This window comes from Myroides sp. JBRI-B21084 (assembly GCF_030545015.1).
Classification (GTDB): Bacteria; Bacteroidota; Bacteroidia; order Flavobacteriales; family Flavobacteriaceae; genus Flavobacterium.
Genome location: NZ_CP120653.1, coordinates 2,405,387 through 2,430,621, shown reverse-complemented (window position 1 = coordinate 2,430,621; position 25,235 = coordinate 2,405,387). Strand labels below are relative to the sequence as shown.

The 25,235-nt window shown below is 32.5% G+C and carries 28 protein-coding genes and 2 pseudogenes; 9 read left to right on the top strand and 21 right to left on the bottom strand.

Annotated features, from left to right (window positions below; translation table 11 throughout):
* Positions 1 to 150: 150 nt before the first annotated feature.
* Positions 151 to 324 (top strand): annotated as a pseudogene (locus tag P3875_RS11660) (TrmH family RNA methyltransferase); the annotation flags it as partial.
* A gap of 64 nt (positions 325 to 388) precedes the next feature.
* Here P3875_RS11660 and P3875_RS11655 read toward each other — a convergent pair.
* The 3 genes from P3875_RS11655 to P3875_RS11645 form a co-directional block, all read right to left on the bottom strand.
* Positions 389 to 826, bottom strand: a complete 438-nt coding sequence (locus P3875_RS11655; protein ID WP_303444138.1) for a VOC family protein — start codon at positions 824 to 826, stop codon at positions 389 to 391.
* A gap of 33 nt (positions 827 to 859) precedes the next feature.
* A complete protein-coding gene (locus P3875_RS11650; protein ID WP_303444137.1) occupies positions 860 to 1,231 on the bottom strand; it encodes a VOC family protein in 372 nt (123 codons plus the stop codon).
* 173 nt (positions 1,232 to 1,404) lie between these two features.
* Positions 1,405 to 2,193, bottom strand: a complete 789-nt coding sequence (locus P3875_RS11645; RefSeq protein WP_303444136.1) for a rhomboid family intramembrane serine protease — start codon at positions 2,191 to 2,193, stop codon at positions 1,405 to 1,407.
* 150 nt (positions 2,194 to 2,343) lie between these two features.
* Here P3875_RS11645 and P3875_RS11640 point away from each other — a divergent pair, with 150 nt between their 5' ends.
* Complete coding sequence (locus tag P3875_RS11640; protein ID WP_303444135.1) at positions 2,344 to 3,621, top strand: replication-associated recombination protein A; 1,278 nt, start codon at positions 2,344 to 2,346, stop codon at positions 3,619 to 3,621.
* Positions 3,622 to 3,653: 32 nt separating this feature from the next.
* Here P3875_RS11640 and P3875_RS11635 read toward each other — a convergent pair whose 3' ends face one another.
* From P3875_RS11635 to radC, 7 genes are all read right to left on the bottom strand, one after another.
* Positions 3,654 to 4,082: a hypothetical protein gene (locus P3875_RS11635; RefSeq protein ID WP_303444134.1), complete on the bottom strand. Its 429-nt coding sequence runs from the start codon at positions 4,080 to 4,082 to the stop codon at positions 3,654 to 3,656.
* A gap of 1 nt (position 4,083) precedes the next feature.
* Positions 4,084 to 4,773: a YjjG family noncanonical pyrimidine nucleotidase gene (locus P3875_RS11630; protein WP_303444133.1), complete on the bottom strand. Its 690-nt coding sequence runs from the start codon at positions 4,771 to 4,773 to the stop codon at positions 4,084 to 4,086.
* Positions 4,773 to 5,252: a hypothetical protein gene (locus P3875_RS11625; RefSeq protein WP_303444131.1), complete on the bottom strand. Its 480-nt coding sequence runs from the start codon at positions 5,250 to 5,252 to the stop codon at positions 4,773 to 4,775. Before P3875_RS11625 ends, P3875_RS11630 begins: the two co-directional genes overlap by 1 nt.
* Before the next feature lie 27 nt (positions 5,253 to 5,279).
* A complete protein-coding gene (locus tag P3875_RS11620) occupies positions 5,280 to 5,744 on the bottom strand; it encodes a hypothetical protein (protein WP_303444130.1) in 465 nt (154 codons plus the stop codon).
* Positions 5,737 to 6,969, bottom strand: coding sequence for an ABC transporter permease (locus P3875_RS11615; RefSeq protein ID WP_303444129.1), 1,233 nt, complete (start codon positions 6,967 to 6,969; stop codon positions 5,737 to 5,739). Before P3875_RS11615 ends, P3875_RS11620 begins: the two co-directional genes overlap by 8 nt.
* Entirely contained in the window at positions 6,966 to 7,595 is a 630-nt protein-coding gene (locus tag P3875_RS11610; protein WP_303444128.1) for an ABC transporter ATP-binding protein, read from the bottom strand. Before P3875_RS11610 ends, P3875_RS11615 begins: the two co-directional genes overlap by 4 nt.
* A 117-nt stretch (positions 7,596 to 7,712) precedes the next feature.
* A complete protein-coding gene (gene radC, locus P3875_RS11605; protein WP_303444127.1) occupies positions 7,713 to 8,411 on the bottom strand; it encodes a RadC family protein in 699 nt (232 codons plus the stop codon).
* Positions 8,412 to 8,437: 26 nt separating this feature from the next.
* On the opposite strand from radC, the pseudogene P3875_RS11600 reads away from it, so the two are divergent.
* Together P3875_RS11600 and P3875_RS11595 are read left to right on the top strand one after the other, a co-directional pair.
* A pseudogene (locus tag P3875_RS11600) lies at positions 8,438 to 9,099 on the top strand (DUF1287 domain-containing protein).
* A gap of 86 nt (positions 9,100 to 9,185) precedes the next feature.
* Positions 9,186 to 9,440: a hypothetical protein gene (locus P3875_RS11595; protein ID WP_303444126.1), complete on the top strand. Its 255-nt coding sequence runs from the start codon at positions 9,186 to 9,188 to the stop codon at positions 9,438 to 9,440.
* 24 nt (positions 9,441 to 9,464) lie between these two features.
* Here the strand turns inward: P3875_RS11595 and P3875_RS11590 are convergent, their stop codons facing one another.
* The 11 genes from P3875_RS11590 to hpt all read right to left on the bottom strand — a co-directional run bounded on the left by P3875_RS11590 (position 9,465) and on the right by hpt (position 22,239).
* Positions 9,465 to 10,820, bottom strand: coding sequence for a UDP-N-acetylmuramate--L-alanine ligase (locus P3875_RS11590; protein ID WP_303444125.1), 1,356 nt, complete (start codon positions 10,818 to 10,820; stop codon positions 9,465 to 9,467).
* A gap of 82 nt (positions 10,821 to 10,902) precedes the next feature.
* Positions 10,903 to 11,298 (bottom strand): DUF805 domain-containing protein, encoded by a 396-nt coding sequence (locus P3875_RS11585; protein WP_303444124.1) that lies wholly within the window; start codon positions 11,296 to 11,298, stop codon positions 10,903 to 10,905.
* A gap of 153 nt (positions 11,299 to 11,451) precedes the next feature.
* Positions 11,452 to 13,785: a hypothetical protein gene (locus P3875_RS11580; RefSeq protein ID WP_303444123.1), complete on the bottom strand. Its 2,334-nt coding sequence runs from the start codon at positions 13,783 to 13,785 to the stop codon at positions 11,452 to 11,454.
* Positions 13,748 to 14,734, bottom strand: a complete 987-nt coding sequence (locus P3875_RS11575; RefSeq protein ID WP_303444122.1) for a hypothetical protein — start codon at positions 14,732 to 14,734, stop codon at positions 13,748 to 13,750. Before P3875_RS11575 ends, P3875_RS11580 begins: the two co-directional genes overlap by 38 nt.
* Positions 14,735 to 14,934: 200 nt before the next feature.
* Positions 14,935 to 15,735, bottom strand: coding sequence for a hypothetical protein (locus P3875_RS11570; protein WP_303444121.1), 801 nt, complete (start codon positions 15,733 to 15,735; stop codon positions 14,935 to 14,937).
* 79 nt (positions 15,736 to 15,814) lie between these two features.
* Positions 15,815 to 17,971 (bottom strand): S46 family peptidase, encoded by a 2,157-nt coding sequence (locus tag P3875_RS11565; protein ID WP_303444120.1) that lies wholly within the window; start codon positions 17,969 to 17,971, stop codon positions 15,815 to 15,817.
* A gap of 87 nt (positions 17,972 to 18,058) precedes the next feature.
* Positions 18,059 to 18,520 carry a hypothetical protein gene (locus P3875_RS11560; protein ID WP_303444119.1) on the bottom strand — a complete coding sequence of 154 codons (462 nt, stop codon included), beginning with the start codon at positions 18,518 to 18,520 and terminating at the stop codon, positions 18,059 to 18,061.
* Positions 18,521 to 18,771: 251 nt separating this feature from the next.
* Entirely contained in the window at positions 18,772 to 19,770 is a 999-nt protein-coding gene (gene obgE / locus P3875_RS11555; protein ID WP_303444118.1) for a GTPase ObgE, read from the bottom strand.
* A gap of 4 nt (positions 19,771 to 19,774) precedes the next feature.
* Entirely contained in the window at positions 19,775 to 20,998 is a 1,224-nt protein-coding gene (locus P3875_RS11550; RefSeq protein ID WP_303445442.1) for a hemolysin family protein, read from the bottom strand.
* 130 nt (positions 20,999 to 21,128) lie between these two features.
* Entirely contained in the window at positions 21,129 to 21,701 is a 573-nt protein-coding gene (locus P3875_RS11545; protein ID WP_303444117.1) for an adenylate kinase, read from the bottom strand.
* Between the two features lie 7 nt (positions 21,702 to 21,708).
* On the bottom strand, positions 21,709 to 22,239 hold the full coding sequence (gene hpt, locus P3875_RS11540; RefSeq protein WP_303444116.1) for a hypoxanthine phosphoribosyltransferase: 531 nt from the start codon (positions 22,237 to 22,239) through the stop codon (positions 21,709 to 21,711).
* A gap of 114 nt (positions 22,240 to 22,353) precedes the next feature.
* Between hpt and P3875_RS11535 the strand changes: the two genes are divergently transcribed.
* The 5 genes from P3875_RS11535 to purE all read left to right on the top strand — a co-directional run bounded on the left by P3875_RS11535 (position 22,354) and on the right by purE (position 25,202).
* On the top strand, positions 22,354 to 22,899 hold the full coding sequence (locus P3875_RS11535; RefSeq protein WP_303444115.1) for a hypothetical protein: 546 nt from the start codon (positions 22,354 to 22,356) through the stop codon (positions 22,897 to 22,899).
* Positions 22,900 to 22,960: 61 nt separating this feature from the next.
* Entirely contained in the window at positions 22,961 to 24,115 is a 1,155-nt protein-coding gene (locus P3875_RS11530) for a 5-(carboxyamino)imidazole ribonucleotide synthase (RefSeq protein ID WP_303444114.1), read from the top strand.
* A 50-nt stretch (positions 24,116 to 24,165) separates the two neighbouring features.
* A complete protein-coding gene (locus tag P3875_RS11525; RefSeq protein ID WP_303444113.1) occupies positions 24,166 to 24,408 on the top strand; it encodes a hypothetical protein in 243 nt (80 codons plus the stop codon).
* Positions 24,390 to 24,698: a type II toxin-antitoxin system RelE/ParE family toxin gene (locus P3875_RS11520; RefSeq protein WP_303444112.1), complete on the top strand. Its 309-nt coding sequence runs from the start codon at positions 24,390 to 24,392 to the stop codon at positions 24,696 to 24,698. Before P3875_RS11525 ends, P3875_RS11520 begins: the two co-directional genes overlap by 19 nt.
* A gap of 24 nt (positions 24,699 to 24,722) precedes the next feature.
* Entirely contained in the window at positions 24,723 to 25,202 is a 480-nt protein-coding gene (gene purE / locus P3875_RS11515) for a 5-(carboxyamino)imidazole ribonucleotide mutase (RefSeq protein ID WP_303444111.1), read from the top strand.
* Positions 25,203 to 25,235 lie beyond the last annotated feature (33 nt).

Genomic DNA, 25,235 nt, shown 5'->3' with positions numbered 1-25,235 from the left:
GAAACGATATTAAAAATCTATTAAACTATAGATTTTTTTAACTGCTGATACGATCTCTGCTACGTATTTTCTTTTAAAATGTACGAATGATGCTGGGTATTGTTCTTACGATTAAAGGTGTTATTATAAAGATACCCTTGCGCATCTTTTCTTAACAAAAGAATTGCAATTAAAATGGGTTCTGAAGATAAAGGAGTAAATCCATCGGTTTTAAAAATCATCGACGAAAAAGCAAAATTACCTATGTTTGGTACAATTTCATCGTTAAATGTATCTGTTGCTTGCGGTGCATTTTTATACGAAGCCGTTAGACAGCGTTTATAATTTTATTACAATATTATTAAAAAACGGTTTCAAAATATTGAAACCGTTTTGTTTTTTATTACAATTATTCTGGTTGTGGTACATCGTAATTCACCATCCAATTAATTCCAAATTTATCTGTAAACATACCAAAGTACGCACCCCAAAAAGTATCGGCCATTGGCATAGTAACCATACCACCAGCTGAAAGTCCATTAAAAAGCACATCGGCTTCTTCTTTACTATCGGTATTAATTGAAATTGCAAAATTATTACCTTGTACAAAATTTGGTGCCCATTCGCCACCTGTATCGCTACCCATTAAAATGGTATTACCAATTGGTAAACTTACGTGCATAATTTTGTTAGCAAACTCTTCATTCATTGGTTCGCAGTCTTCTTGTGGAGGCATTTCACCAAATCGGCCAATATAACTAAACTCGGTACCAAAAACCGATTTATAAAAATTAAATGCTTCTTCGCAATTTCCGCTAAAGTTTAAATAAGTGTTTACTGTTGCCATTTTATTATGTTTAAAAAATTATTTTAATATGAATTATCTGTGTTGATCTATAAGAATTTGATTTCCGTCGGGATCTTCTAAAGTAATGTATTCTGGACCTGATGTACTTTCATCGGCTTCTTTTGTAAGCTGAATACCTGCTTGTTTTAATTGTTCTTGAATGATGCGTACATCGTTAAATTCTGGTAAATGTTGTGCGTTTTGGTCCCAACCTGGATTAAACGTAATAATGTTTTTTGGAAACATGTCTTGAAAAAGACCAATAACGGTAGTACCGTTTTTAAGAACAATCCAATTTTGGGTGATGTCGCCACCTTTATATTCAAAACCTAATTTTTCATAAAAAGCTTTTGATTGGTGAATATCCTTTACGGTTAAGCTAATAGAAAAAGCGCCTAATTTCATTTTTATCTAAATATTTTGTAGTACCGAATGTAATTTATTTTTTCGTGATTTGCTAATTTTTTTTTAAGCTAAATTTCACTTTTCACTTGCACAAGGGATAGCAGCTGATAGCCCGCAGTGCAACACGCGAGGACTAAAGGCGTATAGCCCGGTGCGCAGCATGTGCCCTAAAATTAATTAGTTACAAAAACCGTAATAGTAAGCCAATTTTTATATAAAATTTGCTGAGTAAGTTTAGGTGTTTGTCGGTAAAAAGTATCGTTATAAGTATATCCTTGATCATCGGTATGCAATAACGGCAAGGGTTTAAAATTACCTTTTGCATCGAACTGTTTTATAAAATCGTCTTTGCTTTCATCAAAATCAGGATGTTGCCAATTGTATTTGTATTGCGGTTCTAGTTGCGGTTTTTTAAGGATGTACGAAAGAATAAAACCTGAAATAAAACCAGCTAAATGACCTTGCCACGAAATGCCTTTTTCAACATCGGGCAGCATGTACCAAACCGAACTTCCGTATAAAATAATCATTAAAAACGATATTGCCATTAAACGGTATTGCTTACTGCGTATACCTGTAAAAAACATATAGGCGGTTAAAACATATATAAGTCCGCTGGCACCAATGTGTCTACCACTTGTAGCAATAAGCCATGTACCTAACCCCGAAAGTAAAATACCACCAAAAACCAATGTTTGCCAATTTTGGTAATAATAGTAACAAATTAAAGGTAATAAAACGGCAAGTGCTATAGTGTTGTTCCATAAATGTTGTACCGAACCATGTAAAAATGGTGAAAAAATAACGCCTCGTAATCCTTTAAATGTGTGTGGTACAATTCCGTAATTGTTCCATTCAAAAAAGTAACGCCAATCTAAATAATAAATAACCCAAAGCGTAAGTATAAATATAAAAGGCACCCAAAAAACGGCTGGGCGGTATTTTAGTTGATCTGTTTCCATGTAAAATGTAAATCAAAAATATACCCAAATAAAAAAAACTGCCGTTATGGCAGTTTATTGATTTATTATAGTAATTTTTCTAATAGATTTTTATCCTTACTAATATACCTCTTTTTTTGCAACGCCAAATCTATTTTATACTTTTACAATATGAAAGCACCGTTAGCAGAACGCATACGTCCTAAAAAATTAGAAGATTACATCAGTCAATCGCATTTGGTTGGTACACAAGGTATTTTAACGCAAAGTATAAAACGCGGCGTTATCCCGTCGATGATATTTTGGGGGCCACCCGGCACAGGTAAAACTACTTTAGCCGAAATTATTGCACAAGAAAGCAACAGACCTTTTTATGTTTTAAGTGCAATTAACGCAGGTGTAAAAGATGTACGCGAAGTTATTGAAAAAGCCAAAGGAAGTGGCGGCTTGTTTACACCTAAAAATCCCATTTTGTTTATTGATGAAATTCATAGATTTAGTAAATCACAGCAAGATTCGCTTTTGGCAGCCGTTGAAAAAGGTTGGGTTACTTTAATTGGTGCAACGACCGAAAATCCTAGTTTTGAAGTAATTCCTGCTTTGTTATCGCGTTGCCAAGTTTATACTTTAAATGCTTTTACTAAAGCCGATTTAGAAGCGTTATTAAACCGAGCTTTGTTAGTTGATGAGGATTTAAAAGATAAAAATATTACTATTACTGAAAACGAAGCTTTATTCAGGGTTTCGGGAGGTGATGGTAGAAAATTGTTAAATACTTTTGAATTAATTGTAAGTACTTTAGATGGTGATACTATTGAAATTACCAATGAAAAAGTAATGCAAATTGTTCAAAAAAAAACTGTTTTATATGACAAAACTGGTGAACAACATTACGATATTATTTCGGCCTTTATAAAATCGATACGCGGAAGCGATCCAAACGGTGCCGTTTATTGGTTAGCCCGAATGATTGAAGGTGGCGAAGATTTAAAATTTATTGCTCGCAGATTATTAATCTCGGCATCTGAAGACATTGGGTTAGCAAACCCCACCGCAATAATAATGGCAAACAATATTTTTCAGGCAGTATCGGTTATTGGTTACCCCGAAAGTAGAATTTTACTAAGCCAATGTGCTATTTATTTGGCAACATCGCCAAAAAGCAACGCCAGTTATATGGCTATAGGCAATGCACAAGCGGTAGTAAAACAAACTGGCGATTTATCGATTCCTATTCATTTGCGCAACGCACCAACCAAATTAATGAAAGAATTAGGTTATGGCGAAGATTATAAATACAGTCACGATTTTCCTGGAAATTTTGCATACCAAGAATATTTACCCGACGATTTAGTAAACACATCTTTTTATGAACCAGGTGACAATACACGCGAAAAACAAACCAAAGATTTTTTACACCAACGTTGGCAAGGTAAATATGGATATTAAAATTAAACAAGCACTTCTGTTGAAGTGCTTGTTTAATTAATTTTAGCTTTAAATACTGTAAGTTCAAGTGCGTTCTTTAAAGCATCAACATGCGATTTAGAACGTATTTTTAATCTACTTTCGCCATTTGCTTTAAACACTACATCGCCTTTACAATTTAATAAAACTACTTCTAATTTTGTAGCTAACATTGCTTTATCGCGAGTTACAACGCAAATCAATTCGTCACAAGAAGGTGCTGTTTCAACTTGCCATTTCTTTTTTTCTTCCATATCGTAAATAACGGTATAGCCGTGCTCTTCAAAGCGGTGTTTTAAAAATGAATTTACTCTAAATTCATTAAACTCTGTTTGAAAATCGTACATACCTTTTAAACGTATGTTTTTTGTGTTAGCTAAACTTTGCGCTTGAGAGGCTAAACCACAAAAAGTTAATAACAGTACAAATAAAAAATTTTTCATTTTATAAAATATCTAAAAGTTGTTTTAAATGATTCACTTCGGGAACTCCTAATGTATTTATATTTTTAAATTCGTTAAACCAAACTACCTGCATACCAGCATTTAACGCGCCGTTAATATCGGCATGTATGCTATCGCCAATCATTACACTTTGCTTTGGTGTTGCATTTGCAGCTTGCAATGCGTATTCAAAAATAGCCAGATGTGGTTTTTTTACACCTGCCATTTCAGAATTGGTTATGCTTGAAAAATAACTAGTTAGGCCTGCATTTTTTAATTTACGCTCTTGTACCAAATTTGGTCCGTTGGTAATAATATGTAACGAATAGTTATTTTTTAAAGCGTTTAATGTATCATGCGCTCCATCAAAAACATGATTGTGATTAGGTAATTGCTGTATAAATTGATCGGCAATGTGATAAATAGCTTCATCGTTTACCTGTACATCAATTGCAGTAAATGTATCTTTTAATCTACCGTAGCGCAATTCATCATGGGTAATTTCGGTATTGGCATATTTCTCCCAATAATAATCGTTTATTGGTTTAAAATGAGTCATAAAATCACCTACCCCATTCAATTGCATATCGTTAAAAATAGCTTGAAAAGTGAGTGAAGCGTTTTTATCAAAATCATAAATGGTATGATCTAAATCAAAAAACAAATGCGAAATATGTTCTTTTACAACCATTATTTTTGATGTGTAATTACTGCGTTTTCAATATGATAAATCCAATCATCAATATCATCGGCATTGTATCTAAAAGTGCCTTCCATTGTAACATAGGTATCGGTTTTTAAACGCGGCGTATTTCCTTTAAATTTAATACCCATTATGGTTTCTGGCCCGGCATTTCCACAAAAAAAACATTGTGCAAATACATTTTTACTTAAAGCATACGATTTACTATCGATAGGAACTATAAAACCCGAAGCCTTAATTTTTTTGCCTTGTAGTGCTTTTAATGTTCCGTTAACCATAGGATACATTACTTCGCCATAATGCGGATTTTTACGCTTTACAAAATCAATTTGCCCTAAAAGTTTCCAAGTAACTTCTGTTGGCTTTTGTTTGCTGTAAATTGTTGTTTTTGATGTAGAATTTGTTGAAAAACTCATTAACAGTACAGCTAAACTACAATAAACACCAATTACTATATTTTTTATCATTTTAGATTATTTATTAAAATCAAATTACTATTTTTTTGTTGTAAATGTTGCGTTGTGCACGCTAAAAGTCCAATCGTCTTTATTTTTATCGTTATAAAAAAAAGTACCCGTTAAAGTTACGTATGTATCGGTTTTTAGTCGTGGTGTCTTTCCTTTAAATTGAATCCCTAAAATGGTTTCGATACCTGCACTTGTACTACAAAAAAAACAATGTGAATACATATTTTTACTTAAAACGTACGATTTACTATCAACAGGAATAATATAACCACTAATTTGTACTTTTTTACCTTGGAACGATTCTTTTATTACTTGGTTGTAATTAGCCATAACTCGCAAACTATTACTTAAATTAGCTAATAATTGCCACGTTAAAGCTATAGGCTCATTTTGAACAGCATTTTTAGATAAAGCTATTTGGTTGGTTGATGAAAAACTCATTAATACCAAAGCAACTAAACAATAAATACCAACAATAATTTTTTTAAGCATTAGCTAATGTTTTAGATATATTTACTGAATATGCTTTTAATGCAGGTATAATTGCGGCAATAATACCAACACTTAAAGTTGCTACAAAAAGCATTCCTTCCTCTTTCCATAAAAATTCTAATGGATTAAAGGCCATTTTAAATTCTTCTTGCGAAGAAATTGATAGAAAATACAAACCAATTCTACCAAAAACAATACCAAGAATAAACCCTATGGTACATAAAAAAATACTTTCTAACAAAACCAACCACAACAATTGCAATTTACTAGCACCAGTAATACGCAGTAAAGCAAATTCATATTTACGCTCTTTTAAAGTATTGTACAAAGCAACAAAAATACTTATGCCCGAAATTAACATAATACCGTATGCCAAATAAGTTAAAGCGGTAATACCTACGCCAAATAAAGCAAAAAGCCTATTCACTTCTAATACAGGCGATGCTGCTTGCATTTCGGTATTTTGAGGTATGATTCTAGGCCAAGTCATTTTTGCCATATTGTTACGCATTTTAAGCAATACGGCTGTAATTTCTTTGCCTTCGTGCGGATTGATTTCTTCGTGTTGTTGTACTTCGCCTTCGTGGTGATCATGTTCTTCAACAGCGTGGTCGTGGTCATGCATTCCCCATACCGATTCTATATTTGAAAGAATTAAATTATCTGCCACTTTACCCGATGGTGCTAAAATACCTACAACTTTATATGCATAATGGTCGTGCACTTCGCCTTCCTGTGCATCGCCATGTGTTCCAAAAAATGTGCTGCCTATTTTTAAATTGGTTTTAGCTGCAATGGTTGCGCCTAATACAACTTCAAAATTATTTGTAAACAACTTGCCTTGTTGCAGTTTTAAACTAAAGTGTTTAGTATAATTATCTGTGGTTCCGACAATTTTATATCCTAAATAGTTATCGCCATAAGCTAACGGAACCGCGCTTTCTACCATTGGTTTATTCATCCATGCTTCGGCTTCGGTGTACGAAATATTTCCCGGTGGTGCATCCATTTGGTAAACCGACGAAAGTATCAACTGTAGCGGACTACCTTTCGCACCTAAAACCAAATCGATTTGATCCATTGATGATGAAAATTTCTCTTCAAATTGTTTCTGCAACAAAATTAAAATTGATATAATAGAAACCGATGCGGTTAAAAGCACAATGCTTAAAAAGGTGTTTAATGGTTTAAACCAAGTGTTTTTCCATGCAATTTTACTAATCATAATAAATTTATTTGATGGTTAAACAATGCTTTTAATCGTTGATCGTGGGTTACAATTACTAACGATGTTTGATATTCTTTAGCTAAATTACTTAACAATTTTGCTACAATTAATGCGTTTTCATCGTCTAGACTTGAAGTAGGTTCATCGGCCAAAATAACCGATGGATTATTTATTAACGCCCTTGCAATATTTACGCGTTGCTGTTGGCCAATACTTAATTGACTTGGTAATTTATGTGCATGTTCTTGTAAGCCCAAATCGCTTAAAATTCGTAACGCTTTTTCTTTAGCTTTTGATTTTTGAGCAATCCACGAAGCCAAAATTACATTATCTAAAACGGTTAGTGCTTCGATAAAAAACGATTTTTGCAGAATCATTCCAATCGATTGTCCTCTAAATGCATCTAATTTAGATACAGATAATTGTAATATATCTTGTTGGTTTATTTGAATGGAACCTGCCGATGGCTTTAATAAACCACCTAACAAGTGTAACAAAGTTGTTTTCCCTGTTCCCGAATTTCCTGTAACTAATAAAGTTTGTCCATTTTGGCAATCGATATCAGGAAATGCAAACTTTTGTGTATCTGAATAGGAAAATGTTAGATTATGCGTTGTAATCATTTATTTAAATCTTAAACGGTATGCAAGATAGTGATTTTTCTATGGATTTAATTACGGTTTAGCACAGCTAAAAGACTATTGTATTGGTTTAACATTTTTTTAATAAAAACAATAGCGTTACAAATCGCCCTCATCGGCAAAGCTGTAATAATTATTCTTTGTAATTATTAAATGATCTAACAATGAAATATCTAAACTTTTGCCTGCTATTTTAATTTTTTGTGTTATGTCTTTATCGGCTGTACTTGGTGTTAATTGCCCCGAAGGATGGTTGTGCACAATTATAATAGCTGTAGCCAAATGTTCTAAAGCAGTTTTAAAAATTAAGCGTATATCTACTACTGTTTGTGTAAGTCCGCCTTTGCTTAGTTGTAACTTATAAATTACTTTGTTGCTATTGTTTAACAATAACACCCAAAATTCTTCGTGTGGCAAATCGCCTATTATTGGCTGCATAAGTTTACAAACATCGGCTGCGCTAGCAATTTTAGTTAGTTCTTTGGTTTCAGAAAGTTGTAAACGCTTTGCCAGCTCTAATGCCGCAACTATGGTTATTGCTTTGGCTTCGCCAATGCCTTTAAACTGCATTAACTGCTGAATACTTTGTTTTTGTAGTTGATGTAATTGATTGTTGTTTTGTTGTAAAATACGTTTACACAAATCTACTGCGCTTTCGTTTCTGCTGCCCGATCCAATTAAAATAGCAATCAACTCGGCATCGCTAAGCGCATTTTTACCCTTATACAATAACTTTTCTCTTGGTTGATCATCTTCTGCCCAATTTTTTATAGAAAAATGCTTATCTTCAACACTCATAAACAACTAATTAACCTTATAAATATATGAAAGTATTTTTAAATTTTATGCTATTAATCTTTTTTAGTGCTTGTACTTTAAAAAGCAATGGTCATTCTAAATTTGGGTTGCTTTCGGATGAGGAAAAATCTGTTAAAAACGATACAGTTAACGATACGGTTTCAGCTTTCAGAAAAAATTTGTCTAAAAAAGCACTATCTATTATTGATGCTTCGGTTAAGTACACACCTGATTATATTGCTATTGAATACCCAAACGGAGATGTACCTGCAAAAATGGGAGTTTGTACCGATGTAGTGATTAGATCGTACCGAAAATTAGGCATCGACCTACAAAAAGAAGTACATGAAGATATACTTGCAAATTTTAACCTTTATCCAAATAAATGGGGAGCTGCCAAAACCGACACTAATATTGATCACCGTCGCGTGCCAAACCTTGAAACTTTTTTTAAAAGAAAAGGCAAAGAATTACCTATTACCCAAAATGCCAACGATTATAAAACGGGTGCTATTGTTACTTGGATGATTAACGATAAATTACCGCATATTGGATTGTTACTAACAAGCTTTCAAATGACCGTAAACGCAGACTAATTGTACATAATGTTGGCGGCGGACAAGTTTTAGAAGATTGCTTGTTTAAACATACCATTGTAGGGCATTTTGTTTATGAAAAACAACAGTAAAGCATTGTAAAACAATACTTTTTTCTAACCTTTATTTAAAATTATTAAATATTTTTTTTTATTTTAGTAAAAATAAAAACATTTTTATGGAACAACAAAATACTCCACAAACTCAAACAATGAGTGTTACCGATTGGTTAATTAATTTGGTTCTAGTTGCTATTCCTTTAGTTGGTATAGTGCTTTTATTTGTTTGGGCATTTGGTAATGATGGAAATCTTACACGTAAAAATTGGGCAAAAGCTAATTTACTTTTAGCCGCAATAATGCTTGGTTTTACGCTACTTATTATACTGCCTATTTTTGGGTTAGCTATCTTTGGAATTGCTAGTCAACAATAAAAAAACGGCTTTAAAGCCGTTTTTTTATTCTATAATACTTTGTACTTCATCAAAATTCAGTCCGCCGTAATTACCAGAGCTCATTAACAATAAAACCGAATCGGTAAAATCTTGCACTACTAAAAACGATTTAAATTCATCGGGATTTGTGTACACAATTAAATCATCGCGCTTAAAAGCTTGTTCAATTTGCTCTTTACTAACTTCGGTTAATTTTTTAATAGCAACAGCATCTGGGCTGTAAAAAACCACGGCTACATCAGCAGCATTTAACGCACCTTGATATTCGGTTAAAAATTGGGCGTTTAAACTACTGTAAGTATGTAATTCTAAACAAGCTACTAATTTTTTATTAGGATATTGCTTTTTAACTGCTTGTGTAGTTGCAGAAACTTTACTTGGCGAATGGGCAAAATCTTTATAAGCCACGCTGGTTGGGGTTTGGGCAATTTTCTCTAAACGTTTACTTGCGCCTTTAAACGATGCAATGGCTTCGTAAAACTCGGCTTCATCAATTCCCATATTTTGGCAAATCCATTTAGCACCTGCTAAGTTGCTTAAATTGTGTTCGCCAAAAACCTCGATAGGCATTGCTCCGTCTAATGTTTCTAAATATGTCACTCCGTTTTCAATGGTATATTCTGGTAATGAATACGGCATTTTACGTATAGGTTTTTCAGCTTCTTCGGCAATTTGTTTTACTACAGCATCGTTTTCGTTATACACTAAAATACCACCGTTTGTAATTTTGTCTATAAAAATTTTAAACTGATCTACATAGTTATCAAAAGTTGGAAAAACATTGATATGATCCCAAGCAATGCCACTAATTAATGCAATATTTGGTTGGTATAAATGAAATTTAGGACGCAAATCTGTAGGTGATGATAGGTATTCATCGCCTTCTATAACCATAAAATCATTTTCTTGCGTAAGATGAACCATGTTGTTAAACCCTTCTAACTGAGCACCAACTAAGTAATCTACCGCTACGTTGTGGTAATTCATAACGTGTAAAATCATTGACGTAATGGTAGTTTTACCATGTGAACCACCAATAACAACACGGGTTTTATTTTTTGCGTGTTCAAAAATAAATTCGGGATACGAATAAATTTTTAAGCCTAATTCTTGCGCTTTTAATAATTCAGGATTATCGGCTTTTGCGTGCATACCTAAAATAACTGCGTCAATATCGTTGGTAATCTTTTCGGCAAACCAACCCATTTGTTCAGGCAGTAAGCCTTTTGCTTGCAAACGCGATTTTGATGGTTCAAAAATAGCATCATCGCTACCTGTAACTACATCGCCTTTATCGTTTAAAGCTAATGCTAAATTGTGCATGGCGCTGCCACCAATTGCTATAAAATGTACACGCATTGTTTTTTATTTTTTTATACCCAAAACTACACTTTTTTAGGGGAATAAAAAAAGTCGGCTTTAAAAACCGACTTTAATTTTTTTAATTTATTTGTTTAGGGTCATCTCCGTATAGATTACTTCCTCTTTCCCCATCGGTAAACAACCATACTAATAATATAATTGAACCTACAATTGGTATTAACCCTACAAAGTAAAACCAACCGCTTTTACCAATATCATGTAACCTACGCACGGCTACTGCTAATGTTGGAATTAAAACAACTAAATTATAAACTATAAATAAGCCATAAAAAATATAAAATAGGGGACTTAACTCACCTTGACTAATAGTTAATATTGAAAAAATTATAGGTAAATAAAATACCATTGCTATTAAAAAATTACATAAAACAAAATTCCAATATTCAGCTCTACGTGCTCTTCCGTTAAAATTTGCGTAGTTTTCAAAAACTACTTTTTTGTACCATTCAATCATACATTTAATTGTTTTAAAATTTATAAGTTTGTTTTTTTTGTGAGATTTAATTAACTCATCTTTAACAAATATAATTTTTTATTTTTATTAAAAAAACAAAAGAATAAAAAACACTCCGTCTTTACTCTTTTATCTATTCTATATTTTCTAAAACTATTGCAAACCTAAATATTTACGAAAATACCCACATTCTGCAATAACATCTTGGTAATATTTAGTATCGCTGTAATTATTTTTTAAATCGATAAAACCTTGCCATTTTTGAATTACAGGCCCTTCGGGATAGCCCCAATAGGTTGTAGTTGAAAAATATTTGGTGTAATAAAAATCGTTACGTTGCGTTTTAGCTAACAAATAACTTAATTTGGCTTTTTGCTCGTTATTTTCGGCAGCATTTTTAGCTAAATTGTAGTATTTTCTTGCGTTTTCCATACTGTACAACATTTTACTGTGTTCATTGCTAATACTGTTGCCGTACTCGTTTATAATATTGTTGTAGTAAAATGCGCGTGCATTACCATAATATGATGCGTTATAAAAAGCATTCCCTACTAAAAGTGCATTGTTGTAAACATCTTCACCTGTAGCAATTTTTGCTTTCATTTCTTTAATTTTTAAAAGAAAATTAAGCTGTGAATATTTTACCGATTGTTTTGCTGCGTGGTCACAATCATTGCAATCTTTAATTTTTCCGTTGAACGGATTACCTGGCAATTCTATCATTTTATAATCAACCATTTCGGTTTCGTAGCGTTCTTTTTCCCAATTGTAAGTTTTGCTTTCAAACGGAGTAATCTTTTCAAACTCGGTAATAGCTTCATCTATTTTATCTTGATAAAACAAATAAATCCCTCTACTTTCATATATATCAGCTAATTTATACGGATAAATTCCAACAAAAAGATCTTGCCAAGCGGTACGTTTATTACTTAAAAGTAATTTTTCCATGGCAATACTTTGTTGCTGATTTTTGTAAAAACCTTTTAAAGAATAGGTTAATTCGGCCATTAAATCATTGCCCTGGTTTTTATACAACGCGCTAATGTATTTTTTTGTAAAATTCTGTAAATAGTCAATTCGACCTTCGCGTACGTAATCTTTCGTAGGAAACGGTTCATCATAAAACAACCAGTTTACATCTTGAATTAGTTTGCCTTCGGTCGCTGCATTCATTTCGTTTACACTTAACAAGTTATTGAACAAACGCAATGCGCGCGCCTGATTTTTTTGATTGCTATTTACCGCCAGTTCATGTGCATTTTTTAAAAAATCATTTGCCTTATTATAATCGCCAACTAATGTATTAAAATATGCTGCGGTTGCTTTCCAAATGTACGGGTTGTGCACTTTTGTATCGTTAGCAACATCGTTTATCCATTTTAATTCCGATGCGTTTATTTTATCTTTTAATTCTTTTTTAATTTTTTTTACATCGATATCTAATTGCTCGTATGCATTATAAGTATTAATTGATTGCTCGTTGATATTAACCCAGCGCGATAGTAAAAAATCAATATGTGGCGAGTTTGGATTTAATTTATACAACTCTTGCATAGCACTGAATTGATTGGTGTAATAACCTTGCAACGCATACAAAACTTCTTTGGTATTTTGAGTAGTTGTTTGTTGCAGCAATGCTTTAAAAGCAGCAGCATCTAAAGGTTTATAATCAAACAAAGCCGATGCCATTAAAGGTTTGCATTGGCTAAAAACCTGTGCAAAAGTAGCGTTAGCTTTTTCGTAGTTTTTTAAACTTTTATATGCACCACCTACATAATTTAATGCTTGGTAATACAAGTTGTTTTTAGGTTGATTTTGATTTGTTGTGTTGAAATAAGCAATTACAGAACTGCGATCGTTTGAATAAAATTTTGAACGAATAAGTTGAAACCAAATACGATTTTTTAGAAATTCATCGTTTTGAACAATATCCTTTTTATAAATATTTTCGATTTTCGACAACAAATCAGTATCGGTATTTAGCTGTTTTCTATTATCGTAATCCCAATAGTCGTACGTTTGGTTAGAATATGTTTCAATACCACGAGCCATTAAAATGAATAAAACAAATTTTGCAGTTTTTTCATCGTTTGTATCTAAACTAAATTTAAAAGGATATTTTTTAAACTCAGCTTCAGGATTTTTTGCTTTACTAATACTTTTTAAGGCATCGTTAATTTTATCATCGTATAAAAAATATTCAACAGTTTCAGGTGTGTATTTGCGCAAATAGCTTGTCCAAGCAGTTATATTTTCTTGTTTAAACAATTCGGTTGAGTTTTGAATACTGTATCCGTTGTAAAAAATGGTATAATCATCGTAAAAAAACGGTTCATATTCTTTATTATTCACCGTGATTTCGGGCGAAAATAAAGAAGCAAAGCTAGATCCCCACTCACCTCCAGCACACGCATAAACGTAAACGCCGTAGCCAAATACAGCGGCCATACTACCAGCTGCTAATAGCTTTAAAATTTTGCTTTTCATAAGTTTTTAAATTTTTTTCGTTTAAATCGTAATATATAATTTCGTTGGGTTTTTGTTTGCTGTATTTTTTTAAATCGCGCATCATTTCACCAAGCTGTTTTTTGGTAACAAACTCTAATTTAATTTCATCGTTTTTTGCTAAATATCTGTCATTAAAAACCACATCACTTGTAACAATAAATCTATTTTCTTTAATTTTTTTAAGTGGGTATCCTTTAAAATCGGTCTCTTTTAAACCACCTATTAAATTGGCTACCTGATTATTACGCACATGCACCCCCCAACTAAAAATTGGCAAAGCTATATTTAAAGGTAACGAATAATTTTGTAAAGATGCTATGTACTTTTCGGCGATTTTTTTGTTGTAGATAGAGTTTTCATCATCGGCACCAATAACGCCCATATTATAATACATTAACACGCCTTTGTTTACTGGTGGAATACCTGTTTTTTGGGGATATTTTACTTGATGCAAACGAATGGTTGCCGATAAATTGCTGTGTAATTTTTTAAAATCTTCTAGAAACTTAAAATAGTTTTGTTTTGATTGCAAACTCCAATCGCAATCAAACTGAATTTCTTCAACGTTTATAGCTGCCGATTGATTGATTTGCTGAATGTATTTATATACTTTGTTAGGCAAACTATCGGTTTGATTCGGTTGTAAAAAAACTTCGTTTTTAATGTAAATTACCGGTACAATATTATACTTTTTTGGCGAATCGTTAAAAACAATTGGCGCCACAGGAATTGCTTGTCCGTTTTGTAAGCCAATGTCAAAATAACGCACGTATAATTTACGAACTTTTAAATGAGTTAAATAGTCTTTTTCGGTAGCTGAAAGTTTAAAATTTGTGCGCCAAAAGTAAAACGTTGTATTAAGTGGTTCTGTTTTAGTTGTACACGAAACCATTAAAATTACAAATAAAACCCACCAATTTTTTTTCATTATTTTTTGATTATATATTGAAATAAAAGTACTGATTTTTAATGTAGAATGTTATACACTTAATTATTTTTTTAGCGAAAGAATTTAGATTGGAGTATGCTTACTTGTATTAACTTTTTAATGAAAAATTGAATCACGTTCGGCTAAAAAAAAGTCCAAGAACAATTGCTCTTGGATTTTTTATTGTTATGAAAATCAGATTACTCATATTCATATAAATATTCAAATTTAGATCCACTTCCATAGTTTCTCAATATTTTTTCAGGAAAATTATCTTTATCATAAGTAATTATAGCATCATAACTTGCATTAGGGTTATTGTTATCTAAATATGAAATAATGTTGTTTGCATTAATTAAAGGATTTATCTTTAAGAAATTTTCAGGAAACAGTTTATATTCTGGATTTATACTAGAGTCATACTTTAAATTTACAATTACCGAACCTGGAATATATGCACCGTTCTCAAAAATTTTAGTCTCAGTTGACTCTAATCTATTGTTTTCATAGGTATAAAAAGTATGAACCATAGAAACATTATCATAAACATCAGTAGTTTCTTCTAGCTTTTTTACTAAAGTACTATTACTATATTCATAAGCTGTTTCTATTCTTGTACAATCAGTTTCATCCTGGTATTTGTAATATTGAGATGATGAACTAATTAAACCATTATTATCATATTTATAAGTCACAGTTCTAACAAAATTTCTAAATGTTCCATCAACTTGTTTGTTTTTATTTTGTTGATTTACTTCTGTTATTTGGTTTTTAGAATTATACACATAGTCTAATGTACCTACAATACCATCATTTCCATAATAAAAATTTTCTCTATTAATAAAATTATTTTCTCCGTACTCATATGTCCTACCTGAGGTAGATGTTTTTATGCTTTTTAATTTCTTAGAAACATTATCAATAGGGTTAACTTGATCATCATTGCTGTTACAAGAAACTAATGTAATGATTGATACAAAGACAGTTATAATTTTTTTCATATTTTAAAGTTTTTACAAACATAAAAAAAGCTTCTCATATGAGAAGCTTTTTTCCTTAAAACATTTAAAAGATTATTTATTATTTAATAATCTTCATTTCGTTGATTAAGTTAGTTGCACCTGCATATTTATCAATAATAAACAAAATATAACGGGCATCAACATTAATGGTACGTTGTAATTTAGGATCAAAAATTACATCACCAGCCATTGCTTCAATATTTCCGTCAAAAGCTAAACCAATTAATTCTCCTTTGCCGTTTAATACTGGCGAACCTGAATTACCACCTGTAATATCGTGATCGGTTAAAAAGTTTACGTGTAACGATCCGTCTTTATCGGCATAATGTCCGTAATCTTTTGCGTTGTATAAATCAATTAAACGTTGTGGGTTATCAAACTCTTCATCACCTTCTTTATGCTTTGCAATAGTACCTTTTAAAGTTGTGTACCAGTTTTTAGTTGCATCGTTAGGGCGGTCTGCGCGACGAGGTAAATCGATTACTTTTCCGTACGTTAAACGCAAAGTTGAGTTTGCATCTGGATAATATTTTGTCTTAGGATTTGCTTGGCGTAAACCTGCTACTAACTTGCGGAAAGCTACATCGTATTTTTCTTTTAACGGAGCTAAATTAGCTGGTTGTTCGCGGTATTTTCCTAATAAATCAGCCGAAATTTTAAACAATTCATCGTTTTCAATCATTTCTTTTTCTGGGTGATTTAAAAACTTCATCATTAAATCTTTCGATGAAAACACACTTCCTGCAAATGCTTTGTTTACTAATTTAGTGTAGTCGTAATTTGTTTTTTCGCCTAATTCTTTAACATAAGGTGCAATTGCATAGCCTTGTGATTTTGTTGCGTATAAGTGTAATTGACTTGCTAACATTTCAGCTTCTAGCGGTCCATGAAATTCTTTATATGCATCGTTAATTGCTTCTTCTAATCTTGGACGCATTTCAGCACGTTTTGCTTCGTTTGCGTTTGCGTATTGTATTAAAGCCGCACCAAAACTATAGGGCATAGCCGCTAAATTTGATGTACGTAAAATTGAAATTAAATAATTATCGTGACGCGATTTTTCGTTTGTAGCTGCATAATAAGCGTTAATATCTGCAATTACATTTCCGTACTCTTCTTTATTTACTTTTTTATTAGCCCATTTATTAAATTTCGCTTCGTTTTTACGCTTTGTTTGTGCTGTTTTTTGTGCAGTTAAAGCATCAATCATTCCTTGACGATTTTTCCAATAATTTGCAACACCAGCGTATTTACCTGCATAAGCTAAACGAACCTCATCGCTTTTATCCATGTATTTTTTCATAACGTCTAAACCTAAACGCGAACCTTCTACCCATGCTGGGTAAGAGTATGATACATTTTGTTGAATTCCTTCAGCTGGCATCCAACGATTTGTTCTACCAGGGTAACCCAAAATCATTGAAAAATCACCTTCTTTTAACCCTTGAATATTGATAGGTAAAAAGTGTTTAGGCTTTAAAGGCACGTTGTTTGGCGAATACTCTGCTGGATTTCCGTTAGCATCGCCATAAACACGAAACATTGAAAAATCAGCTGTGTGGCGTGGCCATTCCCAGTTATCTGTATCGCCACCAAATTTACCAATTGCTGCAGGTGGTGTACCTACTAAACGCACATCGGTATAATCTTGATAAACAAAGTAGTAATATTCGTTTCCTTGAAAGAACGAACGAACTGATACGGTGTATTTTCCACCTTCACTGTTTTCTTTTTCAATTTTTGCAATTTCTTTATTGATTGCCTTTTCGCGTTCAGCTTCGGTCATGTTTTTGTTCACAACACCTAAAATTCGTTTTGAAACATCGTCCATACGAACAAAGAAACGCACCGAAATATCTTTTGGTTTACGCTCTTCGGCTTTAGTTCTAGCCCAAAAACCGTTGGTTAAGATATCGTCTTGCGGAGTTGAAAGTTCTGCAATTTTATCGTACCCACAGTGGTGATTTGTTAATACTAAACCTTGATCAGAAATAATTTCGGCTGTACATCCACCATCAAACTGTACAATAGCATCTTTTAACGAATGGTTATTGATGCTGTAGATTTCTTCAGGAGTTAACTGTAACCCCATTTTTTGCATATCGCGATAGTTTAAACGCTCAATGAACATTAAAAACCACATTCCTTCGTTTGCAAACATACCCAAAGGCATAGCAAGCATAAACAAAGAAAGAAATAAGCTTAATTTTTTCATTATTTTGTTGATTTATTATCTGAATGCGAAGATAATAAAATAACCTGAAAATTATAATAAATAAAAAAATCATCAGAAGATGATTTATTAAAATTTGTAGTATAAACGCCAATTAAAATTAAAATGAATATTTTTTATTGTTCCCAATTCATGATACATACTTTCGTTTGAATATGGAAAACAACCTTCGCTTTCACTTTCGCTTACTTTTTCATTTATAATATTTGAAAATTTTACATTTCGAATTTTATAACCAAGTCCCATTTCTGGTATCATACCAAAACGTTTATTTTTGTTAAACGAAACTACAATGCCGTAATTAATATTTAAACCCATTTTTGTGCGTTGGTAATTGGCTTGATCAAAAAACACATCTTTATTGTTTTTATAATAATAACTTTTAGAAAAACGGTCGGTATGATTGATGTAAAAAAACTCGGCAGAAACATAATGCGGCGATTTTTTTGTAGTTCTATGAAAGAACATAATTTCGGGGCGTATTTCAAACAACTTGTAATTTTCTGTATTCTCAGCTGGTTGTACATACATTATATTATAATTACCATAACCAAAAGTTACACCAGCAGAAATTTTTTCGGTAATATCGCGAAAATAGCCTATATTGTACCTTGGTGCTATTGCTATTTGATTGATTAAGCCAACCGTTAAACGGTTTTTAGGGAACGTTTCTTGCGCTTGTAAGCCACACGAAAACAGCAGGATAAGCAGTATTTTTTTTACAATTTATGTTTTGCAACGAATATAAATAAAAAAATCATCCGAAGATGATTTTTTTATTTTTAATTAAGCATTTGCCATAATTTATCTTTTAATTCAACTAACCCTTGTTGGGCAACAGATGAAATAAACAAATAAGGCAATCCATTAAATTCTTTATCAAGTTGTTCTTTTAATTCTGCCTTTAATTCGTCGTCCAACATATCACATTTTGAAATGGCAATTAAACGATCTTTATCTAACATTTCTGGGTTATAACGGCGTAGCTCATCTAACAAAATATCGTATTCTTTTTTAATATCGTCGGCATCCGCAGGTATTAAAAACAGCAACGTAGAATTTCGTTCAATATGGCGTAAAAAATAATGACCTAAGCCTTTACCTTCTGCTGCACCTTCAATAATACCAGGAATATCGGCAATTACAAACGATTTAAATTCACGGTATTCAACAATTCCTAAGTTTGGTTTTAGGGTAGTAAACGGGTAGTCGCCAATTTTTGGTTTTGCTGAGGTAAGTACCGACAATAAAGTTGATTTACCAGCATTTGGAAAGCCCACCAAACCAACATCGGCTAAAACTTTTAATTCTAAAATAATATCAAGCTCTTCACCAGGGATACCTGGTTGTGCATATCGTGGTGTTTGGTTTGTTGACGAGCGAAAGTGCCAGTTTCCTAAACCACCTTTTCCCCCTTTTGCCAATATTTTTTCTTCACCGTTTTCGGTAATTTCAAATAAAAATTCGCCTGTTTCTTTATCTTTTACAACGGTTCCTAAAGGCACATCAATGTACTTATCTTCACCATCGGCACCCGTACTGCGGCTGCTACCACCATCGCCACCATGACCGGCTTTTATATGGCGTTGAAAACGCAAATGGTGCAAGGTCCATAAACTTTCATTTCCACGAATAATTACGTGACCACCACGACCACCATCACCTCCATCGGGTCCACCTTTTTCAATAAATTTTTCGCGGTGTAAATGTGATGATCCTTTACCACCTTTACCAGATGCTACATATATTTTTACGTAATCTACAAAATTTCCCTCTGTCATTATTTTAATCTTTTAATAGGGTAATACCTATTTTATCAATTTTTACTCCGGTTGAAGCTAATACTTCAAACTCCATTTTATTCCATATTAATTTTTCGCCCGTTTTTGGTATGTACGATAATTCTTTCATTACCAAACCGCTAACAGTTGTTACATCGTAATCGGGCATTAATTCGTCTAATTCAAAATACGATAGCAAATCGTGTAATGGATAAAATCCATCAACAATCCATTTACCTTCTTCAATTTCTTCTAACTTAAATTCTTCGTCGTAAAATTCAGAAGCATCGCCTACTAACGATTCTAAAATATCATTCAACGTAATTACACCTTGAATTACGCCGTATTCATCGGAAACTAATGCGTAATGATTTTTTGAAGCTTTAAATTGTTCTAAGGCTTTATAGGCCGAAGTATGTTCTATAAAAAAAGTTGGTTCTTTAAGTATTGATTTTAAATCAACATTATTTTTTTCGAACAACAAGAACAAATCTTTTAACGATACAACCCCAATAACTTCGTCTAAACCACCTTCGCAAACGGGGTAAAAAGAATGCAATTCATCAATTACTTTATCTTTTAATTCTTGTAAAGTGTCTTCACAATTTAAATAAACTACCGATTTTCTGTGGGTCATTAACGCATTTACTTTTAAATCGCCAATATTAAAAACACGTTCTACAATGTCTTGTTCTATTTCTTGTACTTCGCCTACTTCTGTGCTTTCTTTAATAATCGACCTAATTTCTTCTTCGGTAACTTTACCGTCGGCAGTGGGTTTTATATTCAGAATTTTTAGAAGTAAATCAGACGATTTTGTAAGCAACCAAACAAACGGAGCTGCAATTTTTGATATAAAAGTCATTGGTATTGCTACCATTTTTGATATAGTTTCCGGATAATTTAATCCTAAGCGTTTGGGTACTAATTCTCCTAAAATTAAGGTGAAAAATGTTAATAACACCAAAACTACACCAACACTTAACGATGCTGCATAAGGTTGTAACGTTGGTATTTTTGCTATTGTAGCTTGTAAATCGGTTGTGATTTTATCGCCCGAATAAATACCTGTTAAAATACCTATTAGGGTAATACCTATTTGTACGGTTGACAGAAAATTATTAGGTTCATCGACCAATTTTAATGCAGCTTTTGCACTGCTACTACCCTTTTTTGCAGCAAGTTCTAACCTATTTTTTCGGGAGGAAACTAATGCCATTTCCGACATTGAAAAAACGCCGTTTAAAAGTATTAAAACAAAAATTATTAAAATTTCCAATGTGTGTTTTATTAAATGCAAATAATCTTACTCTAAATTACAAAAAAGAGTAAGATTATTTAAACTATTTTTTTTATTATTAAAATTGGTCAATAACAGTGCTTAACCTTTGGGTAATTTCTGCTATAGTTCCTATACCGTTTACGGCGTGGTATTTATTTTGTTTTTGGTAAAAATCAATCAACGGAGCTGTTTTTTCGTTATATTCATCGTAACGTGTTCTAATTTTTGCTTCGTCTTGATCGTCTGGTCTTCCCGATGTTTTTCCGCGTTCTAAAATACGTTGCACTAAAATATCGTCATCGGCTTCTAAAGCAACAGTTGCAGTTACGCTTAAATTAATTGATTGTAAAAAAGCGTCTAAAGCTTCGGCTTGCGCAATGGTTCTTGGAAAACCATCAAACAAAAAACCAGCTTTATCCATATTTTTTGTTACTTCGTTTTTCAACATATCAATAGTAATAGAATCGGGCACCAATTCGCCGTGGTCCATAAACTCCTTTGCTTTTTTACCTAATTCGGTTTCGTTTTTAATATTGTATCTAAAAACATCGCCCGTAGAAATGTGCGTAAGGTTGTATTTTTCTTTTAAAAATTCTGCCTGTGTACCTTTACCAGCACCGGGCTTTCCGAATAAAACTATTGCAATCATTTTTATGTTATTTTATTTGATAAACTTCGGGTAAATTTCTGCCTTGCTTGTTGTAATCTAAACCGTACCCTACAATAAACTTGTTGGGAATGCTAAAGCCAATATGGTTAATTGTTACATTTTGCTTATAAGCTTCGGGTTTAAAAAACAAAGTTGCAACCTGCAAACTTTTTACCTTATGTGTGTTTATTAGTTGTTGTAAAGCGGTAATGGTTGTACCTGTATCAACAATATCTTCTACAATTACAACGTGTTTATTGGTTAAATCTACATCTAACCCTAATAATTGGGTTACATTACCAGTTGTGGTGGTGCCTTGGTACGATGCTAATTTTACAAACGATACTTCCGCAGGTGCTGTGTAGTATTTAAGTAAATCGGCAGCAAACATAAACGCGCCATTTAAAACCACTAAAAAAACAGGAATTTCATCCTTTAGATTTTCGTGCAAATTGGTTGCTATACGTTGTATTTCTTTATTTATTTCTTGTGCAGAAATATAAGGTACAAACGTTTTATCTAAAATTTTAAGTTCCATATTTATTTTTAACGGTGCAAATATACAAATACAGCTACTTTAATTAAAGTTTATTCGCAATTTTGCCAAATATATTTTTATTTTTAGCATAAATTACCATTTTAATAATTTTATATGAATGTAATTACCTATTTTTCAAACAATAAGCATAATTTAAGTATCAACAGCAGAACGCTGGCTATGAATTATGTTTTGAATGAACATATTACCGCTAAAGATTTTTTAGAAGTAATTTACAGTGTAGATGCTAAACAAAAAATTGTATTGTATCATGCCTTAGACATGTTGGTAGAACGCCATATTGATTATTTAAATACCGCTTTAGATTTGTATTTACAAAAAGCTTTAAATGAAACACATGAATCTAATAAAAGGTGTGTATCGCGTACGCTTTTCCACCAACTAAAAAACAACAAAAACATATATGATAAGTCACAAAAAAAGCAAATTATACAAACAATGTTCGATTGGATTATATTGCCTTCGGCAGTTGCAACACGTGTAAATGCAATAAATATACTTTATTTTTTGGTAGATGAAGAAATCTGGATTAAAGACCATTTAATTGCACTTATTGAACAAAACTTGCTTTTACAAGAACCATCGTTTTTAAGTCGTGGTAGAAAAATTTTAAAACTGCTTCACAAACAAAAATCATGATTTTACATTTTTTTAATGTTGTATGAAACAGTATCTTTGCAGCCATAAAAACAACAATACAATGAACTATTTTTCTTCTGATTTTAAATTAGGCATTTTAGGTGGCGGACAATTAGGCAAAATGATGCTAACCGAAACCCGAAAGTTTGATATTCAAACGTATGTAGTAGACCCAAGTGCCGAAGCGCCTTGCCAATTTGGTGCTACTAAATTTTTTCAAGGTTCGTTAACCGATTACGAAACCGTGATTAATTTAGGAAATCAGGTAGATGTTTTAACTATTGAAATTGAAAATGTAAATTTAGAAGCTTTAGAAACCTTAGAAAATCAAGGTAAAAAAGTATATCCTTCGCCAAAAACCTTACGCTTAATTAAAAATAAAGGCAACCAAAAAGACTTTTATACCCAAAATAATATTCCTACAGCACCCTACAAACGCTATAGTTTATTGCAAAACTTAAAAAGCGATGTTGAAAACGGTGTTGTTGAATTGCCTTTTGTTTGGAAAGCAACCGAAGGTGGTTACGATGGGAACGGTGTTAAAGTGGTTCGTAAAGTAACCGATTTTGATTTGTTACCAGAAACCGAATGTATTGCAGAAACAATGATTCCATTTAAAAATGAATTAGCGGTAATTGTAGCACGTTCGGCATCGGGCGAAATCAAAACCTATCCTGTGGTAGAAATGGAGTTTCACCCAGAAGCCAATCAGGTTGAATATGTAATTTGTCCGGCTCGTATCGATGATAATGTTGCAAACAACGCGCGTGAAATTGCCTTAAAAGTTTCAGAAAGTTTTAATCACGTGGGTTTGTTGGCTGTAGAAATGTTTCAAACCGAAGATGATAAAATTTTAGTGAACGAAGTTGCTCCACGTCCGCACAATTCGGGTCATTATTCTATCGAAGCGAGTTACACCTCACAATTTGAACAACACATTCGCGCTGTTTTAGATTTACCTTTAGGAAATACCGACAGTAAGGTTGCCGGAATTATGGTGAATTTAGTAGGCGAAGAAGGATTTTCGGGGCAAGTAGTTTATGAAAATATCGAAAAAATCATGGCGATTGATGGTGTTACTCCGCATATTTACGGAAAACGCGAAACACGTCCGTTCCGCAAAATGGGACATGTTACTATTGTAAACGAAAACATGACCGAAGCGCGTAAAGTAGCTCAACAAGTTAAAGAAACCATTAGAGTGATTTCGAAGTAGTATTATTTTTATTAGATTTTTTTATTAACTTTAATGTAAATTTCTTTAAAATGAGCACTTCAGAATTACAACTAAAGCTAGATATAATCAACAGAATTACCGAATTAAAAGAAATTCGTGTAATTAAGGAAATTAAAAAACTTTTAGATTTTGAACTAGAAGAGAACTTGTATGAGTTATCTTCTGAGCAAAAAAATCGAGTTGCAGAAGCAAGAAAGGAATATAAAAAAGGTGATTATATTACTAATGAAGAAGCTGATAAAGAAATTGACCAATGGCTAAAAGAAGAATAGTTTGGACAAAAACTGCTCATTTAGAAAGAATAGAAATACTGACTTATTGGTATAATAAAACCAAGTCAAAAACATATTCAAAAAAGCTTAATAAATTATTTTCCGAAACGATAAAACTACTCTGTACACATCATGAAATAGGAAGAGCTTCGAAAGATAGTTCCATAAGGATAACCATTGTACGAGATTATTTGATTTTTTACGAATTTACGACAACCGAACTAATAATTTTATCTGTTTGGGATACAAGAAGAGATGAAAAAGAAACTGAATTTGATTACATCTCATAAATACTAAAAATATATAAACAAAAAATGAAAGTAGCAGTAGTAATGGGCAGCATTTCGGATATGCCGGTAATGCAACAAGCCATAGATATATTAAACGAATTTGGAGTAGAAACACATGTTGATATTGTATCGGCACACAGAACACCAGAAAAATTAGTCGATTTTTCTAACAGCGCACATAAAAACGGCATCAATGTAATTATTGCAGGTGCTGGTGGTGCGGCACATTTACCAGGAATGGTAGCAAGTATGAGTCCATTACCTGTAATTGGTGTTCCAGTAAAGTCGAGTAATTCTATTGACGGTTGGGATTCGGTTTTATCAATACTGCAAATGCCAGGCGGTGTTCCTGTAGCAACGGTTGCTTTAAACGGAGCTAAAAACGCAGGATTGTTGGCTGTACAAATTTTAGCAAGTCAAAATGTAGATTTACTTCAAAAAATGATTGATTATAAATTAGGTTTGAAAGAAGCGGTTTTAAAAGCAGCCGAAGGTTTAAAATAATAAAAAGAGCGACTGAAAAGTTGCTCTTTTTAT

Excerpts from the sequence above, each read along its gene's own strand:
- P3875_RS11655 (WP_303444138.1), bottom strand. The coding sequence starts at position 826 with ATGGCAACAGTAAACACTTATTTAAACTTTAGCGGAAATTGCGAAGAA.
- P3875_RS11650 (WP_303444137.1), bottom strand. The coding sequence starts at position 1,231 with ATGAAATTAGGCGCTTTTTCTATTAGCTTAACCGTAAAGGATATTCAC.
- P3875_RS11645 (WP_303444136.1), bottom strand. The coding sequence starts at position 2,193 with ATGGAAACAGATCAACTAAAATACCGCCCAGCCGTTTTTTGGGTGCCT.
- P3875_RS11640 (WP_303444135.1), top strand. The coding sequence starts at position 2,344 with ATGAAAGCACCGTTAGCAGAACGCATACGTCCTAAAAAATTAGAAGAT.
- P3875_RS11635 (WP_303444134.1), bottom strand. The coding sequence starts at position 4,082 with ATGAAAAATTTTTTATTTGTACTGTTATTAACTTTTTGTGGTTTAGCC.
- P3875_RS11630 (WP_303444133.1), bottom strand. The coding sequence starts at position 4,773 with ATGGTTGTAAAAGAACATATTTCGCATTTGTTTTTTGATTTAGATCAT.
- P3875_RS11625 (WP_303444131.1), bottom strand. The coding sequence starts at position 5,252 with ATGATAAAAAATATAGTAATTGGTGTTTATTGTAGTTTAGCTGTACTG.
- P3875_RS11620 (WP_303444130.1), bottom strand. The coding sequence starts at position 5,744 with ATGCTTAAAAAAATTATTGTTGGTATTTATTGTTTAGTTGCTTTGGTA.
- P3875_RS11615 (WP_303444129.1), bottom strand. The coding sequence starts at position 6,969 with ATGATTAGTAAAATTGCATGGAAAAACACTTGGTTTAAACCATTAAAC.
- P3875_RS11610 (WP_303444128.1), bottom strand. The coding sequence starts at position 7,595 with ATGATTACAACGCATAATCTAACATTTTCCTATTCAGATACACAAAAG.
- radC (WP_303444127.1), bottom strand. The coding sequence starts at position 8,411 with ATGAGTGTTGAAGATAAGCATTTTTCTATAAAAAATTGGGCAGAAGAT.
- P3875_RS11595 (WP_303444126.1), top strand. The coding sequence starts at position 9,186 with ATGGAACAACAAAATACTCCACAAACTCAAACAATGAGTGTTACCGAT.
- P3875_RS11590 (WP_303444125.1), bottom strand. The coding sequence starts at position 10,820 with ATGCGTGTACATTTTATAGCAATTGGTGGCAGCGCCATGCACAATTTA.
- P3875_RS11585 (WP_303444124.1), bottom strand. The coding sequence starts at position 11,298 with ATGATTGAATGGTACAAAAAAGTAGTTTTTGAAAACTACGCAAATTTT.
- P3875_RS11580 (WP_303444123.1), bottom strand. The coding sequence starts at position 13,785 with ATGAAAAGCAAAATTTTAAAGCTATTAGCAGCTGGTAGTATGGCCGCT.
- P3875_RS11575 (WP_303444122.1), bottom strand. The coding sequence starts at position 14,734 with ATGAAAAAAAATTGGTGGGTTTTATTTGTAATTTTAATGGTTTCGTGT.
- P3875_RS11570 (WP_303444121.1), bottom strand. The coding sequence starts at position 15,735 with ATGAAAAAAATTATAACTGTCTTTGTATCAATCATTACATTAGTTTCT.
- P3875_RS11565 (WP_303444120.1), bottom strand. The coding sequence starts at position 17,971 with ATGAAAAAATTAAGCTTATTTCTTTCTTTGTTTATGCTTGCTATGCCT.
- P3875_RS11560 (WP_303444119.1), bottom strand. The coding sequence starts at position 18,520 with ATGTATGTACAACCAGCTGAGAATACAGAAAATTACAAGTTGTTTGAA.
- obgE (WP_303444118.1), bottom strand. The coding sequence starts at position 19,770 with ATGACAGAGGGAAATTTTGTAGATTACGTAAAAATATATGTAGCATCT.
- P3875_RS11550 (WP_303445442.1), bottom strand. The coding sequence starts at position 20,998 with ATGTCGGAAATGGCATTAGTTTCCTCCCGAAAAAATAGGTTAGAACTT.
- P3875_RS11545 (WP_303444117.1), bottom strand. The coding sequence starts at position 21,701 with ATGATTGCAATAGTTTTATTCGGAAAGCCCGGTGCTGGTAAAGGTACA.
- hpt (WP_303444116.1), bottom strand. The coding sequence starts at position 22,239 with ATGGAACTTAAAATTTTAGATAAAACGTTTGTACCTTATATTTCTGCA.
- P3875_RS11535 (WP_303444115.1), top strand. The coding sequence starts at position 22,354 with ATGAATGTAATTACCTATTTTTCAAACAATAAGCATAATTTAAGTATC.
- P3875_RS11530 (WP_303444114.1), top strand. The coding sequence starts at position 22,961 with ATGAACTATTTTTCTTCTGATTTTAAATTAGGCATTTTAGGTGGCGGA.
- P3875_RS11525 (WP_303444113.1), top strand. The coding sequence starts at position 24,166 with ATGAGCACTTCAGAATTACAACTAAAGCTAGATATAATCAACAGAATT.
- P3875_RS11520 (WP_303444112.1), top strand. The coding sequence starts at position 24,390 with ATGGCTAAAAGAAGAATAGTTTGGACAAAAACTGCTCATTTAGAAAGA.
- purE (WP_303444111.1), top strand. The coding sequence starts at position 24,723 with ATGAAAGTAGCAGTAGTAATGGGCAGCATTTCGGATATGCCGGTAATG.